This window comes from Pseudoteredinibacter isoporae, assembly GCF_040372805.1.
Lineage (GTDB): Bacteria > Pseudomonadota > Gammaproteobacteria > Pseudomonadales > Cellvibrionaceae > Pseudoteredinibacter > Pseudoteredinibacter isoporae_A.
On sequence record NZ_BAABWJ010000006.1, the window covers coordinates 91,804 to 108,335 of the forward strand.

Genomic DNA, 16,532 nt, shown 5'->3' on the forward strand with positions numbered 1-16,532 from the left:
CTGCAATCAGCAGCTAAACATTAAAATAACGATTTAAACCACTCAAAAGCCTGATCAGCTGTGCCAATGGCCCAACCTTCCATGCCTTTAAAATACGCAATCATGGTGGACGCCTGCCACCAGGGATCCTGCTCTACGGGCAAAATTTTAGGAATAATAATGACCATCGCCAAAACGATGGCTACGCCGCGTAATGCGCCAAACAGGACGCCCAATAAACGGTCAGTACCGGATAAGCCGGTGGCTCGAACCAGTTGAGATAAAAGATAGTTCAATAATGAGCCGGCAATTAAGGTCATCAGAAATAAAATGGCAAAGGCCGCCAGTTCTCTCAGGGAAGGAGTACTAAGCCAACCACCTAACATCGGTGCCAACTGGCCTTTGAAGCTCATGGCCACCAAAAACGCGGCCGCCAGGTTGACCAGAGACAGGGCCTCTTTGATCAGGCCTCGGATCATGCCCACCAGAGAAGAGACTCCGATGATGCCCAAGATCAACCAATCTGCCCAAACAAGTGCCATATTCGTACTCAATAACGCCCCGGCCGGGGCCAATCTGCGCGCATTCTACCAGAGCTTGGCTCAAGGCTGGAAGCGGAGAATTAACGCATCGACATTTAATAGTTTGTCCAGCTCGCGTTTGAGACGCTCGGCCTTGCTGCGATTGATTTTTGGGCCGACATAAACCCGGTAAATCAGGCCCTTAGGGGTTTTTGCCGAACGGTAGTACGCCGCGTAGTTCTTATCCTGCAACTGCTTCACCAGATTTTTAGCCTTCTCTTCAGAAGACGAACTGATCACCTGTAACACCCAGGCATTCGGGGTACCGTCCGCTTTCAGGATATCGTTTGAGGAGGGCTCAACACGCTTTTCAGGTGCGGGTTTTGCTGTGGGCTTGGGCTTTGGTTTCTCAGCAGGCCTGTTCACTTTAGCGGACGGTTTAGCGCTGCCACCACTTGCCGTGGGTGTTGATTGAGAATGTGTTTGCCCGGGTTGGGGCGTCGCAATAAACGGTTCTGCCTGGGAGTTAGCAACGGTCTTGACGGCCGGTGTATCGGCTTGCTGCACCTTTTGACCATCGAGAGCTTGTTCATTGCCGCCTTCGGGAATAAACATCTGATCCGGTTCAGACGCCGGATCAATGCCATCGGGGCGACTGGGCGATTGGTAATCAACGGGATCGATATTGGGCATAGACGGAATCTGACTGACCGTGTCGACCTTGTGCTTGTCATGCTGATCAAACAGCACGGGCACAAACAATACGGCCACCGCCGACAAAACTACCGCGCCAACCAAGCGCTGCTTTAAACCGTCATCCACTGATTACTTAACCTCATATTTTAAAAGCACGAATATCGTGCTGTTGGACAGCGCCGCCGAGTAAAAGCTCCCCGGACACTCCCCTTTCAACGAGCACTGCCAGCTAAGCGTCGGCGTCTATTCAGTCCCATCCAGGTAACTCAAGGCCGCTGCGACGGTGAAAAAAGATCCCATAATAATGATGCGATCACCGACCGCTGACACATCGCTCAGAACGCTCATGGCCTGCTCGACGGTTTCAGCTTCCTGAGCCTGAATCCCAGCGGCGGCCAATTCTGAGTATAAAAGTTTCGCCGTGGCGGCTCTAGGAGTATTTGGCAAATCACAGGCAAAGGCACGTTCAATCTGACCGACCCAGGGTTGAATGATGCCAGGCAAATCCTTATCCGCCATTGCCCCCAGAACCAGAAATGAGCGAACATTGCGGTCTTCTGACAACTGGGCCTGCAAATGCTCACTGGCGGCCGGATTGTGGGCAACGTCCAGTATCAGCTCACGTCCCTGCCAGGAAACACGCTGGCATCGTCCGGTTAACTGGATGTGTCGAAACGCCTGGGCAACGGATTCATCGCCAGGCCACATACCCAACACATCTACACTTAATAACGCAGCGACCACACTCGGAATTGGCAAACCGGGTTTGCTCATGGCGAATTCGCGCTCACCAAGTTTCACACTCAAATGCCCAGCCTCACAGCGATAATCAAAGTGCTGACTTGCCTGCCAGTGTTTCGCCCCCAGCTCGCGGGCGCACTCTTCCACCGAAGATGGCATATCAAGGCTGGCGCTGATCGCAACCCGGCCTCCTCGAAAAATACCGGCTTTTTCACGACCAATCTGCTGCAGGTCGCTGCCCAGCCAATCCTGATGATCCAGGGCGATCGACGTCACGATGGCAACATCAGCGTCGATGATATTGACAGCGTCCAGGCGCCCTCCCAAACCTACTTCCAGAATCACGTACTCACTGCCTGCTTCGGCAAAGACATGCAAGGCCGCCAGGGTGGCAAACTCAAAATAACTCAGGCTGATGTCAGCGCGAGCGGAATCAATGGCTGCAAAAGCGTCGCAAACAGCACGGTCTGGTGCTGGCTTTCCGTTCAGGCGGATACGTTCATTGAAATGCAAAAAGTGCGGCGAAGTATAAGCGGCAAAGGTTGGCTTTTGTGGGTGTGCGGCGAACAACGCTTCCAAGCTGGCCACACAGGAACCCTTTCCATTGGTGCCCGCAATGGTAATTACCTGGCGCTCGGCCATGGCCTCCAGCAAGCCCATACGCTCAGCGACGGTGCGAACTCGTCGGAGTCCCATTTCAATCTCACTTGGGTGAACCGACTCAATGTACTCAAGCCATTCCGACAATGAGGCGTTTGTTTGCAGCAAAGACATAGCGCGCAGCCAGATATAAATTACGTACTGTTTTTAAACTTACTGTCTGGATTGATAAAAACCCGAACAATAAAAAACCCGCCGAACAGCAGCGGGTTTTGTGGGCTCTCTCACCTCGAAACTGGTGTAGAACTCAGGATTCCTCACCATCATTCGGAGTGGGAGATTCGTCTTCAAGCACCTCACCTTCCAACTCACCGTCAAGCTCAGGCTCTTCCTCAAGTTGCTCGGATGCCTCCCACTGGTAGTTGGTGAATTTGGCCAACAAGGAGCCGACACGATCGCGCATCTGATTGCGATGGATGATCATGTCGATAGCACCGTGTTCCAGCAAAAATTCACTGCGCTGGAAACCGGCAGGCAATTTCTGTCGAATGGTCTGCTCAATAATATTAGGACCAGCGAAACCAGCGCGAGCGCCCGGCTCAGCCGCATTGATATCGCCCAACAGGGCCAAACTGGCAGAAACACCACCGTACACCGGATCAGTCATGATCGACACGTACGGTGTACCTTGCTGCTTCAAACGCTCGATGATGGCGGAGGTTTTCGCCATCTGCATCAACGAGATCAAAGCCTCTTGCATACGAGCACCACCCGTTGCTGAGAAACACACCAATGGGATGTTTTCGTCCAGAGCAACCTTGGCCGCACGGGTAAACTTCTCACCTACAGCATAGCCCATGGAGCCGCCATGAAAAGCAAACTCAAACGCAACAGCAACAATCGGCATGCCTTTCAGGCTGCCGCGCATGGCAACCAGAGCGTCTTTTTCACCGGTTGATTTCTGGGCAGAACTCAGGCGCTCTTTGTATTTTTTGATGTCCTTGAACTTCAGACGATCAATGGGCTCGACCTCGGTCGCCAATTCTTCACGCCCATCTTTGTCCAGGAAAATATCCAAACGTTTGCGGGCGCCAATGCGCATATGGTGGTCACACTTGGGGCAGACGTCGTCGTTGCGCTCCAGCTCGGGACGATACAATACAGAACTACATTTGACGCACTTTTTCCATAAACCCTCAGGCACCTTACTGACGCCATCACGACGACCTTCTGAACGCACCGAATTGGGAATGATTTTGTCCAACCAACTCATATTTTTCTCGCTGATTTGCTGGCACCTGTACGAATACTGATGCACATGTCTCGATTGATTCTGTGGCAGCTAAATAAGCCATTTCAGGATTGGCTGAGCAAGGCCATAACTCGCCTGCTAGCAAACACCACTTCCGGGCGCACTGTCTATAATTTAGACACCCTGGAAATAACCCCGAACAGCAAAGTGCTATTCCGCCAATTTTCTATTGCGCTATGATAAATAATGGGGCGATGAAGTGACACTAAAATATTCATCTAGTGGCAAAATCCCCCGCTTTTTTTCCAATTTGTCGGCCATTCCTTCTCAACACTGTTGAGAGTGCGACCAGAGCACTTAATCTTAGCTGAACTTTCCACTTTAATCGGTCCCTACAGGGGCCTTCATCCATTCGCCCGACTGAACTCGGACCGCCTGTTGATAGCCCCATCTCGAGTGGAGCAAACTGGGGGTTCAAATGGCGTCTACTTCCGCGAGAAAGTGCTGAATTTTATCCGCGCACTTATCCCCGTGCGCGCGCTCAACACCACCACTGACATCCACGGCGTACACTCCGGTTTGTTTGACCGCCTCGGCAACATTTTCTGGGGTCAGACCACCCGCCAGGATAATCGGTGTCGCGGAGTCTTTAGGCACTCGTTGCCAATCGAATCGCTCACCGGTACCGCCTGGAACACCCGGCTGATAGGCATCCAGCAAAAATCCGGAAGCCGAAGCAAAACGGGCCATTTCAGCGTCGAGGTTCAGATCCTCACGCATCCGAATGGCTTTCATATACCGCCGACCAAAGCTCTCACAAAATTCTGGAGACTCGTCCCCATGAAACTGCAAAACATCCAGCGGCAACTCCGATAACACCGCTTGCACGTCGTCAGCGGAGGCATTCACAAAGAGGCCCACCAGGCTGGTGAATGGGCCGACCGCTTTCGCAATATCAATCGCGAGTCCTAAACTGACGTATCTCGGGCTGGGCTCATAGAACACCAAGCCAATCGCATCAACACCTGCCAGTGAAGCAGCTCTGGCCTGCTCTGGCTGGGTAAACCCACAGACCTTCACAAAGGTTTTGCGTTTTGTGTTCATCCTACAGCCCCTCAGTCTTATTCACTTTCACCGGAATACCGAATTGCTTCGCCCACCAGGCGTAAGTCATCGGGTAATAACATCGGGCCTCGCCCTATCGACGGAAGCACAAATTCCTCCGGATAATGCGCCGCGACAAAGTATAAACCGTTCGCAGGTGCCGTCACGCTGGCGGCGCTGCGATCACGGGCAGCCAGCACCTCTCCAGCCCAAGGCACGTCTTTCTGCCCGGATCCTATCGCCATCAAAACGCCCACGATATTGCGAACCATATGATGCAAAAACGCATTGGCTCGAATCTCCATCACGATCAAACCACCGTGCAGACGAAAGAACTGAATCTGCTGCACCTTCCTGAGCGGATTTTTGGCCTGGCACTGCGCGGCGCGAAAAGAGGAAAAATCGTGTTCACCAACAAGACACTGAGCCGCTTGCTGCATCCTGTCCAGATCCAGCGGAAATTTCGACCAGGTCAATTGATCTCGAAGTAAGCCGGGTGATACTGCTTGATCAGAAATCAAATAACGGTAGCTGCGCGCATTGGCGCTGAAACGGGCGTGAAACTGTGCTGGCATTTCGGCAGCCCAACGCACGCGAATATCTCTGGCCATCGCCGTATTGACGCCCTGAACCCAGGCTTTGCTCGGACGCACAGCCCGACTGTCGAAATGAATCACTTGACTGGTCGCATGTACGCCAGCATCAGTTCGCCCCGCGCACACCAGACTGACGGGCTCCGCTGCCACAACGCTCAAGGCATGTTGCAGTTCAGCCTGAACCGTTTTGGGGTCGTGATTTTGCTGCTGAAAACCACGATACGCGGCACCGTTGTATTCCACGATCGCGCCGTAGCGGATAACACCTTCGGGAAGTGACTCGCCAGCGAGAATCTCGCCATTGGTTTTATAAGGTCGCGCCATGGATTCAAGTTCAGTTAATGGATATCAAAACGCGCGCATTGTACCTGAGCCCCCTGCCCGAAACAAAAGCGCGAGGTAAATGGACCGTGAAAAACTAACGTCCTAAAACGCAAAAAGGCCCTTTCGGGCCTTAGGGGTAATCATACCCGGAATGACGGGACTGACCCTTACATGCGATCGATCAGCTCTTGCGCTTCCGACTGCTGTGTTTCGTCACCTTCGTTCACCACTTCTTCCAGAATTTCTTTGGCGCCTTCTTTGTCACCCATATCCATGTAGGCACGGGCCAAATCCAGTTTCGTGGCGACTTCATCACTGTCTGCCAAGAAGTCCAACTCATTGCTGAGTTCACTGGCAGCCTCGGGTGATTCTTCCATAGATGGTGATACATCAACGCTCTCGCCTTCATCACCCAAGGAAATATCCAGCGCGGCCAAATCATCACCAAGTTCTTCGCTGTTACCCGCCAAATCACCTACCGACAGATCCGACGAAGGCAAATCCATATCCGCCGCGGCCAAGTCCTGCAGATCGCTGTTCAGCTCTTCACCGAAGTCGGAACTGAAATCATCTTCCAGTGCGTCCGCTTCCGGGGTGCTGTCAGTCAACGCTTCATCAGCAGCGTCAAGATTCAAATCACCGTCGAGACCCAATTCAGAATCCAGCTCCTTATCAAGCTCAGCCAAATCCAACTCGCCACCGGCTTCCAGGTTCAACTCATCTTCAAGACTGTCATCTAACTCGGCATTGAGATCAAAGGATCCCAAATCCCCTTCAGCCTCGAGGGCAAATTCGTCAGCGCCGTCGTCCAGCAGGCTATCGACATGGTTGTCGGCCACACCGTCACCTTCGACGTTGTCATCTGCAACACTGTCATCTGCAACACTGTCATCCGCATTGTCTTCAAGGGCGGATTCCGGAGCTTCGCTCTCCTCGTCGTGCATGGTAAGCGTACCAACAACGGTTGCGCCCAATGCTGCCGCACCAGCGGCGGCTACAGCGGCCGTTTTCTCATCCAACTCCAGATCACTGTCGCCTTCAGAGCTTTCGTCCGCAATCTCATCACTCGCAGGTTCATCCAAAGAGAAATCCAGATCCAATTCACCGGAAGCATCATCCACTTCCTCGGTCAATTCGGCTTCGCTATCGCCCAATGAATCGTCCGCCGCTTCCAGGCCAAAATCATCCAAGGCCGCTAACGCATCATCTTCACTCGAGGTTTCACTGAGCTCATCCGCTGTTAACTCGACTTCACCCTCCAGGCTTGCATCCAACTCGCCCAGAGCGGACTCAAACTCAATATCCGACAGACCATCGCCTTCCTGCTCAGCTTCGTCAAACAGGGACAAGTCGTTATCCAGTTCTTCACTGACTGATTCCGTGACTGCTTGTTCATCGCCACCCAAAGCTAAATCAAATTCGATATCAGACAACTCATTGCTGTCTTCTTCCAAGGCGATTTCCTGATCAGTGCTTTCCGCTTCCAGCCCCTCAGGCGCTACGCTCTCGTCGGACAATTCACCCAACGACAACTCATCGCCACCTTCCTCACTCTCCTGGTCGAGACTGAAGTCCATATCGCCCAAATCAAATTCATCGGCGTCGGCATCCAGCTGCAAATCATCCAGACTTTGCTCACTGTCTTCATTGATGCCGAGATCCATTGCATCCAAAGCATCGCTGGCATTTTCAGGGCCACCCATCGCTTCGCGCAGGCTGGCAATTCGAGCCAAAACATCATCATCCGCATGGGCATCAAGCACATCGGCCTGTTCATCAAAGCCGGTGTAGTTTTTGGATTCGCTATACACTTCCAACAATTTCAGTCGAGCTTCGCTGTCATCGGAATGCTCAGCCAAATGCTCTTGAAGCAGGCCTTCAGCCTGATCAAATTTACCGTAAGCGATATAGATATCGGCTTCGGACAAAACGTCGCCGTCAGCAGATTCAGAACCAAGATCATCTTGTCCACCATCAGTATCTGCAGGCATAAGTGGTGAAGAATCAAACTGTGGTTCCAGAGAATCGTCTTCCTCTTCGGCACCGGAACGTCTGCGCAGGAAGGCCCACGCACCTACCAGCAGAGCCAGCAAGCCGCCACCAATCCACAGAAGATTGTCCATTATGGTATCGAGAATACTCGGTTCAGGTTTCGGCGTGCTCACAACCGCAGCGACTTTCTTCTTCGGTTTGGCTTCAGGTTCGGCCTTGGCTACCGGCTCAGCCGATTCAGTCCCCGCACCATCAACCGTCGCCTCACTGCTTTCGGCTTCGGAAATCTCGGTTCCGGATTCGCCAACCAAATCAGCCAGCGTTTCAGACTCATCCAGATTGTCTTTGTAGGCGTCATTCAGCGGGTCGATCACATCGGAGCTGCTAGCATTGGATGCCTCGGCATCCTGAGCCTTTTCCGTCGCCGCTAACTGCAATGCACGCATTTGTTCGCTGCTGACTTCAACCAGGCGCTCCATGGTCTCAATCTGGGCTTCCAGATCCGCCATGCGGGATTTCAGCTCATCATTTTCACGCTGGCTTTTATCCAGTTGTTCCAGTGCCTGACTCAGTTCAGCCTGACCATTGCTACCACCACGGCTGGATGTTCCCCCTTGGCTGTCACTGCCACTGGCCAATGTTACCCGGCCGCTGGGTTGGTCACTGCTTGCACTGCGGCGAGAACGGCTGGAACCGGCATCAATAGGAGCACCAATGTCGCCATTGGCATTGCCGGACCAATCGGTATTCTGCTGGGCAACTTCCGCTATCGCATCACGAGCACTCAAGCTGGACACTTCCAATTCGGTTGGAATGCGCAGCACCTGCCCACGGCGCAAGCGATTAATATTGCCATCGATAAAGGCATTCGGGTTCAAACGCTGAATGGCCAGCATAGTCTGCTGGATGCTGACACCCCGCCCAGGGCGTACCTGATTGGCAATGCCCCACAGGGTTTCATTCGCACCCACAGGACCATAACTGGTGGTTGACTGGGGTTCGGGCTGAGCCGCTTGTCGTGGTTCAGGCTCGGGGCGAGGTTCAGGACGCGCAGCCGGCTGAGGCTCAGCGACCGGGCGACGTTGAACGGTGTTCTGGGGCTTTGGGCGCGCAGGTCTCGCGGCTTGAACCGCAGGCGCGGCATCTTCAGTGAAAACCGGCAAATCCATCAACAGGGTGTATTCGCGCAGAATGCGACCACTCGGCCAGCGCGTTTCAACCAGGAAATTCAGATAAGGCTCTTGAACTTGACGATCACTTCGTACTCTAAGAACCGGACCGCCGGCTGCGTTCAAGTCAACGGTGAACTTCAGGCCGGTCAGAAAATAGTTACGCTCAATACCCGCCTTCTTAAACGCTTCACTGGAAGCCAGGCTGGCAAGAATCTCGCTCTTATCAAGATCGCGAGTTTGCAGTAACTTAATCTCCGCATCCAAGGGCTGATTAAGGGTGGAGTTTAATGTTATCTCCCCGAGGCCTAAGGCACTTAAGCCTGGTGACGACATAGCGGTAACCAAACCGATAGTTACTGCTAAATTACCAAGACGCATAGGATGATCCTTTAGTTTTATGCTTGGTTCGAGGAGTAAAACCCCTTTCTCACACTGCGCGTTCACGGATGAGCATATTCAATCGCGAACGTGGCATCACGCCAGATACAGACATACACCACTTGACGCTTTCCCAGCCATTTTTACCGGGAAAGTTCCGAAGCAATGCCCTGCACCCAATTCATAAGGCCAGAGCTCTATACAGCGCTCCAGCAAAGTTCAGCAGACGTCCAGGATTCAGATTCTCGCTCCCTAATGCTTATTTCGGCCATACGCCAAATGCATTCCCTCTACAGGACACAGCATTAAGAAATGTGAATAAAGCCTAGAATATCTCTTCACAATTGCACGTAAGTATTCAATATAAATAGGCTTTTCGCAACTATTCACCCATTTTTTCGGATCACAATCCGGGCTTTCATTGAGCTAAATAGCCTAGATTCCAAGGCTCTGGACTAAAATGAGAGAAGCATCACAGAGTATCTGGGACTTAGCCCTAATTTACTAGATTAGCAGCGCACGGAAACCGCAGACTTAAATTGACTTTAGGGGACCGAAACTTGGAGGAAAGGAGCGTCAAAAAGGCGGTTCTGGCAAAGGCATCAGAATATGAAAAGGCCCTCGATTGAGGGCCTCAGGCAATATTACGATTCACGTAAAATAGACAACATGCGTCGCAGTGGTTCCGCGGCACCCCACAACAGTTGATCACCGACTGTGAAAGCCGACAGATAGCGCGGCCCCATGTTCATCTTGCGCAAGCGCCCAACGGGCACCGTCAATGTACCGGTTACGGCAGTTGGCGTCAGATCCGTCAGTGTTTGCTCGCGTTCATTCGGCACCACTTTCGACCAAGGGCTCGCCTCCGCCAACAGAGACTCAATATCGGATAAAGGCACATCTTGCTTCAGTTTTATCGTCAGCGCCTGGGAATGACAACGCATAGCACCCACTCGCACGCACAAACCATCGACAGGAATCGGGCTCGCATCACGACCGAGAATCTTGTTGGTTTCCGCCTGCCCCTTCCACTCTTCACGGCTCTGGAAGTTTTCCAACTGACGATCAATATAGGGCAGCAAACTGCCCGCCAGTGGAACACCAAACTCATCAACCGGCAGGCCGTTGCGCATATGCGCCGCCACCTTACGATCAATGTCCAAAATGGCGCTGGCAGGGTCGGCCAACTCGGGCGCAACAGCATCGCGAATACTGCCCATCTGGGCAATCAGTTCACGCATATTCCGCGCACCGGCTCCTGACGCTGCTTGATAAGTCATGGCACTAACCCACTCGACCAGACCTGCATTAAACAGGCCACCCAAGCCCATCAACATCAAACTGACGGTACAGTTACCGCCGATAAAGTTTTTCGTCCCATTGGACAGGCCATCACGAATCACCTGATCATTGACGGGATCCAAAACGATAATGGCATCGTCGGCCATACGCAGACTGGACGCGGCATCAATCCAGTAGCCCTGCCAACCGGCTTCACGCAATTTTGGATACACCGCCGAGGTGTAGTCGCCGCCCTGGCAAGTTAACACCACATCCAGTGTTTTCAGGCTGTCAATATCGTAGGCGTCCTGCAATGTGTCGATATCACGGCCAATATCCGGGCCCTGACCGCCCACGTTCGAGGTGGTGTAAAACACCGGCTCGATATCATTGCCATCAAAATCATTTTCGGCTCGCATGCGCTCCATCAAAACGGAACCCACCATGCCTCGCCAACCTACAAAACCTACACGCATTGTTTTCTCTCTTGCACGTTTAAACGTGGTGCTATTGTGGTGCTTAAGCGGTGTCACCTAAGCTCTATCATTATTTGCCGCCCTTAACAGGCGATCTTAAATCGCTTGGCATATTGCTACGGTGCCAGCGGGTTTAATTCTTTAAGTCGTTCAAAGCGCCCACACTACAGCGCAGCAACAACGGCATCACCCATTTCGTGGGTGCTGACTTTTTTCATGCCATCAGTATAAATATCTGGGGTACGCAAACCCTGATCCAGAACATTTGAAACAGCGGCTTCAATCTTCTCAGCCGCCGCAGACATATCCAGGGAATAACGCAACATCATTGCCACCGACAAAATAGTGGCCAAGGGATTGGCAATGCCCTGCCCGGCAATGTCCGGCGCCGAGCCATGACAAGGCTCGTACATACCACAACCCTCTTTGTCCAACGACGCAGAAGGCAACATACCGATCGAACCGGTTAGCATGGCAGCGGCGTCCGATAAAATATCGCCAAACATATTGCCAGTTACCAATACATCAAATTGCTTGGGCGCGCGAACCAATTGCATGGCCGCGTTATCGACGTACATGTGGCTCAATTCCACATCCGGGTACTCAGCGGACAAACGATCCATGACTTCGCGCCACAACACGGTGGCCTCCAGAACATTGGCTTTATCCACTGAACACACTTTTTTATTGCGCTTGCGCGCCATCTCGAAGGCATTTCGACCAATACGTTCGATTTCATGCTCGGCATAAACGTAGGTGTTATAGCCTTGACGCTCACCGTTATCCAAAGTGCGAATACCGCGTGGCTGCCCAAAGTAAATGCCACCCGTCAATTCCCGCACAATCAAAATATCCAAACCCGAAACCACTTCCGGTTTCAGCGTCGATGCATCGGCCAGTTGTGGGTAAAGAATTGCTGGCCGCAGATTGGCAAACAATTCCAATTCAGAACGAATTTTCAGCAAGCCTTTTTCCGGGCGAATTGCCGAATCGAGCTCATCCCATTTCGGTCCACCGACCGCACCGAGTAGAATAGCGTCAGACTGACGAGCCAGATCCAGCGTCTCATCGCTCAGTGGTACACCATACTCATCAATGGAAGCACCACCCAACTTGCCATGGGTATATTCAATTCCAAGATTTTCCTGGTCATTTACGGCATCCAGTACTTTTTTGGCTTCGGCCACAATTTCAGGGCCAATACCGTCGCCGGGTAAAATCAATACTGTTTTTGACATGTTCAATTCCAATCTAATGTCTGCTGAGCAGGTTTTTAAACATCTTATTTAAAACACGACTCAATAAAGCTGCTTATAAGTCCTGAAACAACCAGGGTGACGACGCACGACGTTTCTCTTCGAAGGCCGCAATATCGCCTTTATGTTGCAAGGTTAAGCCAATATCATCCAAACCATTCAGCAAACAATGGCGACGAAAAGTATCGACATCGAAACCATGAGCACGGCCATCGGGACACTCAATCTGTTGTTTTTCCAGGTCAACCGTCAGGGAGAAACCTTCCTGCTCGTACATTTGCTGAAACAAACCCTCTACCACCTCTTCAGGCAGCACTACCGGCAGCAAACCGTTTTTAAAACAGTTATTAAAAAAGATATCCGCAAAGCTAGGTGCAATAACGCAACGAATGCCGAAATCGTCGAGCGCCCATGGCGCGTGTTCGCGACTCGATCCACAGCCAAAGTTTTTACGCGCCAACAACACCTGCGCACCCTGATAACGCTCTTGATTCAAGGCAAAGTCCGGGTTCAGGGGACGCTTGCTGTTGTCCTGTCCCGGATAACCTTCATCCAGATAACGCAACTCATCAAACAAATTAGGACCAAATCCGCTGCGTTTAATGGATTTTAAAAACTGCTTTGGAATAATTAAATCGGTGTCTACATTGGCGCGATCCATCGGCGCGACTAAACCTTGCAAACGAGTAAATGCTTTCATGGGATTCTCCTTTGCTCAGCTCATTGATTCACGAATTCGCGAACGTCAACAAAGTGACCCGCGATCGCCGCTGCAGCGGCCATTTCCGGTCCCACCAAGTGGGTGCGACCACCGTAGCCCTGACGGCCTTCAAAGTTTCGGTTTGACGTCGATGCACAATGCTCACCCGCGCCAAGCTTGTCAGCGTTCATTGCCAGACACATAGAGCAACCAGGCTCACGCCATTCCAATCCAGCTTCGGTAAAAATCTTATCCAGGCCTTCTTTCTCAGCCTGGGCCTTTACCAATCCCGACCCTGGCACCACAATCGCCTCTTTTACATTGGCAGCTTTCTTGCGACCTTTCACTACGGCCGCCGCGGCGCGCATATCTTCGATACGCGAATTGGTGCAGGAACCAATAAACACACGATCCAAATGAATATCGCCAATAGCCTGGCCGGCTTGTAACCCCATGTATTCCAGAGCACGCTCAATGCCCTCTTTTTTCACCGGATCATTTTCAGCAACCGGATCCGGTACACGTGCAGAAACCGGCAACACCATTTCTGGAGATGTTCCCCAGCTCACTTGCGGTTCTATACTTGCACCATCCAATTCAACAATTGCATCAAACTCTGCATCCGCATCGGAATGCAGCTCGCGCCACTGAGCTTCGGCTAATGCCCACTGCTCTTCTTTTGGCGCGTAGGGGCGCCCTTTAACGTAATCCAAAGTGGTTTGATCGACCGCGACCATGCCCACACGAGCACCAGCCTCAATCGCCATATTACAAACGGTCATACGGCCTTCCATCGACATGTCGCGGAACACCTGACCACCAAACTCGATGGCATAACCCGTTCCACCTGCGGTACCGATCTTGCCAATAATCGCCAGCACTACATCTTTTGGACTCACACCTGGGCCCAACTCACCATCGACGCGAACCAACATATTTTTCATCTTTTTTGCGACCAGGCATTGGGTCGCGAAAACGTGCTCTACCTCAGAGGTTCCAATACCGTGTGCCAAGGCACCCAAAGCACCGTTGGTTGAGGTATGAGAATCGCCACACACAATGGTCATGCCTGGAAGACAGGCGCCACTTTCTGGACCAATCACATGCACAATGCCCTGGCGCTCATCATTGATCTGGAACTCACGAACACCGAAATCTGCACAGTTGTCATCCAGTGTTTGCACCTGGATTCGAGCGACATCATCTTTGATGCCTGCGACACCCGCTTCACGCTCCGCAGAAGTGGTTGGCACATTGTGATCCGGTGTTGCAATGACTGAATTTACCCGCCACAGATCACGACCAGCCAGACGAAGCCCTTCAAAGGCCTGCGGTGAAGTCACCTCATGAATCACATGACGATCAATATAAATCAGGGCCGAACCATCATCGCGCTCTTTCACGAAATGGCTATCCCAGAGCTTGTCATACAAGGTCTTGGCGGACATGGTTGTGTTCTCTCTTTTGGCAACGGCTGTAGGTTCTATAGCCGCAGCAATTATCAGGCTTATTCAACACCCCAAACATCTTCTCAGGGCAAGTCATTGCATTCTAGGGGCGCGCAATGTATAAATCCAATTTATATTTTTCATAGAACCCATTCCAATTCGGAATCGATAGAATTTCAGGCAATAGTCGAGAGAGATCAATGGACACACAGTCCCTAAACGCCTTCTGCGCCGTCGCCGAGCTGCGCTCGTTTTCCGCAGCGGCCCAGAAGTTGCACCTCACTCAACCGGCCATCAGCAAACGCATTTCCGGCCTAGAAGAACAGCTCGATTGCAAATTGTTCGATCGCATTGGACGGACGGTAGACTTAACCGAAGCCGGACGTACGCTCCTACCCAGAGCCAATAAAATTCTGATGGAAGTGGAAGAGACACGCCGCTTAATCAGCGACAAAAGCGGGGAAATCAGTGGTACTTTGAACATGGCCACCAGTCACCATATTGGACTGCATCGCCTACCGCCGGTATTACGACATTTTTCGCAGCAATATCCAAAGGTAACACTGGCCATCGACTTTATTGATTCGGAAAGAGCCACGGATAAGATTCTGCATGGCCAACTGGAACTGGCCGTCGTCACGCTCGCCCCACAGAAACACGAAAAGATGATTGCCAACCATATCTGGCATGACCCTCTGATCTGCGTCGTTGCCAAAGAACACCCTCTGAACAACGGGGCTCCTATTGAGTTAAAAACCCTGAGTGAACACCCCGCTATTCTGCCGGATTTGAGCACCTTCACCGGGCAAATTCTGAAACGCCAGTTTGACCAGTTTCACCTGCCTCTGGATGTCAGCATGGCCACCAATTATCTGGAAACCATCAAAATGATGGTTTCCATTGGCCTGGGTTGGAGTGTTTTGCCGGAAAGCCTGATCGATGGGCCACTGACGGCCATTGAGGTGCCGCAGCTGAAGGTCAGCCGCGAATTAGGATGCATTTACCATCAGGGCCGCAGTCTGTCCAAAGCGGCCCAGGCTTTTATTCAGGTGTTGCAGGCGTCGGCAGACTGAGCGCCCAGAGATCATCGGCCTGCTGAGCCAATCCCTGCCCAGCGCCATTGCGACTGCGCTCAGAACTCGCCGCTTTGGCATAACGGCTTGCCGCTTGAGCACGATAAAATTTCCAGATGCGAGGCTTTTTACTGGCCTCCATCAGCTGCTCAGAGCGATTCGCTGCTCGCTGCCAAGCACGGGAAGCGGAATCATAATCACCAAGAGCATCGAACAATAAGGCCTGAAACTCTGCCTGGTTGCCGCTGTATCGAGAAAAACGACGCGACAGTTTCATCTTGCCCTGCTCGCCCAATGCGGCGGACCAGGCGAGGAAACGGTTTTCCTGATCCGATAATGCGCCACGCAACTGTACCAATACGGCACTGCGGGCTTCTTCGTCTTCCAACTGCCGATGAACCGCTAATAGGACCAAGCCCTGGGAAATGGCTGAATCAGCTTGCTGATCAACTCGTTTCGCCAATGCGGCGGCCGATTTAAGATCATTTTTTCCGTAAAGGTCCTGACTGCTGGTGAAATCCTGCTGCATGGACCACAGCTTGGATTGATACGCCGTGCTCGCCTGTTCAAGCTGCTCTGCGCTGAAATTGGTGGCGGGCTTCAAGGTACCCAACACCGAAGGATACGCGCCCGCGCCCTGCCAGCGACAGTAGTTGCTGATTTTGCCTTCGTTCTGCGTACACTGTTCGCGCAGCTGGCTTTCCTGCTCACTGCAAGACTGCCCCCATGCGCTCCACAAACCATCGCAGCGGCAATTAATTTTTTCACATTGTTGAACGTCTTGCGCGTGAGCGGCCGTCTGATTCAGAAGCATCAGTAATATGAGCGACTGAAATAAGAACAAGGCTTTGCGCAGCTTGGCAACCATGGTGAACCCCCGTACGAAATTTGCCCGACTTGTTATGATTGTATGCATCTTGAGTCGAATCACAATCTACGCTAC

Annotated in this window: 13 protein-coding genes; 1 reads left to right on the plus strand and 12 read right to left on the minus strand. The window is 52.1% G+C overall.

The window, feature by feature from the left end; translation table 11 throughout:
* Nucleotides 1–20 precede the first annotated feature (20 nt).
* From ABWW03_RS13070 to leuC, 11 genes are all read right to left on the minus strand, one after another.
* The gene (locus ABWW03_RS13070) at nucleotides 21–521 is read right to left on the minus strand and encodes a CvpA family protein (protein ID WP_353408777.1); all 501 of its coding nucleotides are present in this window, start codon (nucleotides 519–521) and stop codon (nucleotides 21–23) included.
* A 60-nt stretch (nucleotides 522–581) separates the two neighbouring features.
* On the minus strand, nucleotides 582–1,322 hold the full coding sequence (locus ABWW03_RS13075; protein ID WP_353408778.1) for an SPOR domain-containing protein: 741 nt from the start codon (nucleotides 1,320–1,322) through the stop codon (nucleotides 582–584).
* 117 nt (nucleotides 1,323–1,439) lie between these two features.
* Nucleotides 1,440–2,711, minus strand: a complete 1,272-nt coding sequence (locus ABWW03_RS13080; protein WP_353408779.1) for a bifunctional folylpolyglutamate synthase/dihydrofolate synthase — start codon at nucleotides 2,709–2,711, stop codon at nucleotides 1,440–1,442.
* A 133-nt stretch (nucleotides 2,712–2,844) separates the two neighbouring features.
* On the minus strand, nucleotides 2,845–3,810 hold the full coding sequence (gene accD / locus ABWW03_RS13085) for an acetyl-CoA carboxylase, carboxyltransferase subunit beta (RefSeq protein WP_353408780.1): 966 nt from the start codon (nucleotides 3,808–3,810) through the stop codon (nucleotides 2,845–2,847).
* A 453-nt stretch (nucleotides 3,811–4,263) separates the two neighbouring features.
* Nucleotides 4,264–4,893 carry a phosphoribosylanthranilate isomerase gene (locus ABWW03_RS13090; RefSeq protein WP_353408781.1) on the minus strand — a complete coding sequence of 210 codons (630 nt, stop codon included), beginning with the start codon at nucleotides 4,891–4,893 and terminating at the stop codon, nucleotides 4,264–4,266.
* Nucleotides 4,894–4,910: 17 nt separating this feature from the next.
* Nucleotides 4,911–5,813 carry a tRNA pseudouridine(38-40) synthase TruA gene (gene truA / locus ABWW03_RS13095; protein WP_353408782.1) on the minus strand — a complete coding sequence of 301 codons (903 nt, stop codon included), beginning with the start codon at nucleotides 5,811–5,813 and terminating at the stop codon, nucleotides 4,911–4,913.
* Nucleotides 5,814–5,980: 167 nt separating this feature from the next.
* Nucleotides 5,981–9,355: a FimV/HubP family polar landmark protein gene (locus ABWW03_RS13100; protein ID WP_353408783.1), complete on the minus strand. Its 3,375-nt coding sequence runs from the start codon at nucleotides 9,353–9,355 to the stop codon at nucleotides 5,981–5,983.
* A gap of 644 nt (nucleotides 9,356–9,999) precedes the next feature.
* Entirely contained in the window at nucleotides 10,000–11,112 is a 1,113-nt protein-coding gene (asd, locus tag ABWW03_RS13105) for an aspartate-semialdehyde dehydrogenase (protein WP_353408784.1), read from the minus strand.
* A 164-nt stretch (nucleotides 11,113–11,276) separates the two neighbouring features.
* Nucleotides 11,277–12,350, minus strand: coding sequence for a 3-isopropylmalate dehydrogenase (gene leuB, locus ABWW03_RS13110; RefSeq protein ID WP_353408785.1), 1,074 nt, complete (start codon nucleotides 12,348–12,350; stop codon nucleotides 11,277–11,279).
* Nucleotides 12,351–12,423: 73 nt separating this feature from the next.
* A complete protein-coding gene (leuD, locus tag ABWW03_RS13115; RefSeq protein WP_353408786.1) occupies nucleotides 12,424–13,068 on the minus strand; it encodes a 3-isopropylmalate dehydratase small subunit in 645 nt (214 codons plus the stop codon).
* A 20-nt stretch (nucleotides 13,069–13,088) separates the two neighbouring features.
* Entirely contained in the window at nucleotides 13,089–14,516 is a 1,428-nt protein-coding gene (gene leuC / locus ABWW03_RS13120) for a 3-isopropylmalate dehydratase large subunit (protein WP_353408787.1), read from the minus strand.
* A 200-nt stretch (nucleotides 14,517–14,716) separates the two neighbouring features.
* Between leuC and ABWW03_RS13125 the strand changes: the two genes are divergently transcribed.
* Complete coding sequence (locus tag ABWW03_RS13125) at nucleotides 14,717–15,589, plus strand: LysR family transcriptional regulator (protein WP_353408788.1); 873 nt, start codon at nucleotides 14,717–14,719, stop codon at nucleotides 15,587–15,589.
* Here ABWW03_RS13125 and ABWW03_RS13130 read toward each other — a convergent pair.
* Complete coding sequence (locus tag ABWW03_RS13130) at nucleotides 15,558–16,457, minus strand: hypothetical protein (RefSeq protein WP_353408789.1); 900 nt, start codon at nucleotides 16,455–16,457, stop codon at nucleotides 15,558–15,560. The genes ABWW03_RS13125 and ABWW03_RS13130 overlap by 32 nt on opposite strands.
* Nucleotides 16,458–16,532 lie beyond the last annotated feature (75 nt).

Coding starts and splice junctions, on each gene's coding strand:
- ABWW03_RS13070 (WP_353408777.1), bottom strand. CDS start 521: ATGGCACTTGTTTGGGCAGATTGGTTGATCTTGGGCATCATCGGAGTC.
- accD (WP_353408780.1), bottom strand. CDS start 3,810: ATGAGTTGGTTGGACAAAATCATTCCCAATTCGGTGCGTTCAGAAGGT.
- leuC (WP_353408787.1), bottom strand. CDS start 14,516: ATGTCCGCCAAGACCTTGTATGACAAGCTCTGGGATAGCCATTTCGTG.
- ABWW03_RS13100 (WP_353408783.1), bottom strand. CDS start 9,355: ATGCGTCTTGGTAATTTAGCAGTAACTATCGGTTTGGTTACCGCTATG.
- leuB (WP_353408785.1), bottom strand. CDS start 12,350: ATGTCAAAAACAGTATTGATTTTACCCGGCGACGGTATTGGCCCTGAA.
- ABWW03_RS13130 (WP_353408789.1), bottom strand. CDS start 16,457: ATGGTTGCCAAGCTGCGCAAAGCCTTGTTCTTATTTCAGTCGCTCATA.
- ABWW03_RS13125 (WP_353408788.1), top strand. CDS start 14,717: ATGGACACACAGTCCCTAAACGCCTTCTGCGCCGTCGCCGAGCTGCGC.
- truA (WP_353408782.1), bottom strand. CDS start 5,813: ATGGCGCGACCTTATAAAACCAATGGCGAGATTCTCGCTGGCGAGTCA.
- leuD (WP_353408786.1), bottom strand. CDS start 13,068: ATGAAAGCATTTACTCGTTTGCAAGGTTTAGTCGCGCCGATGGATCGC.
- asd (WP_353408784.1), bottom strand. CDS start 11,112: ATGCGTGTAGGTTTTGTAGGTTGGCGAGGCATGGTGGGTTCCGTTTTG.
- ABWW03_RS13090 (WP_353408781.1), bottom strand. CDS start 4,893: ATGAACACAAAACGCAAAACCTTTGTGAAGGTCTGTGGGTTTACCCAG.
- ABWW03_RS13080 (WP_353408779.1), bottom strand. CDS start 2,711: ATGTCTTTGCTGCAAACAAACGCCTCATTGTCGGAATGGCTTGAGTAC.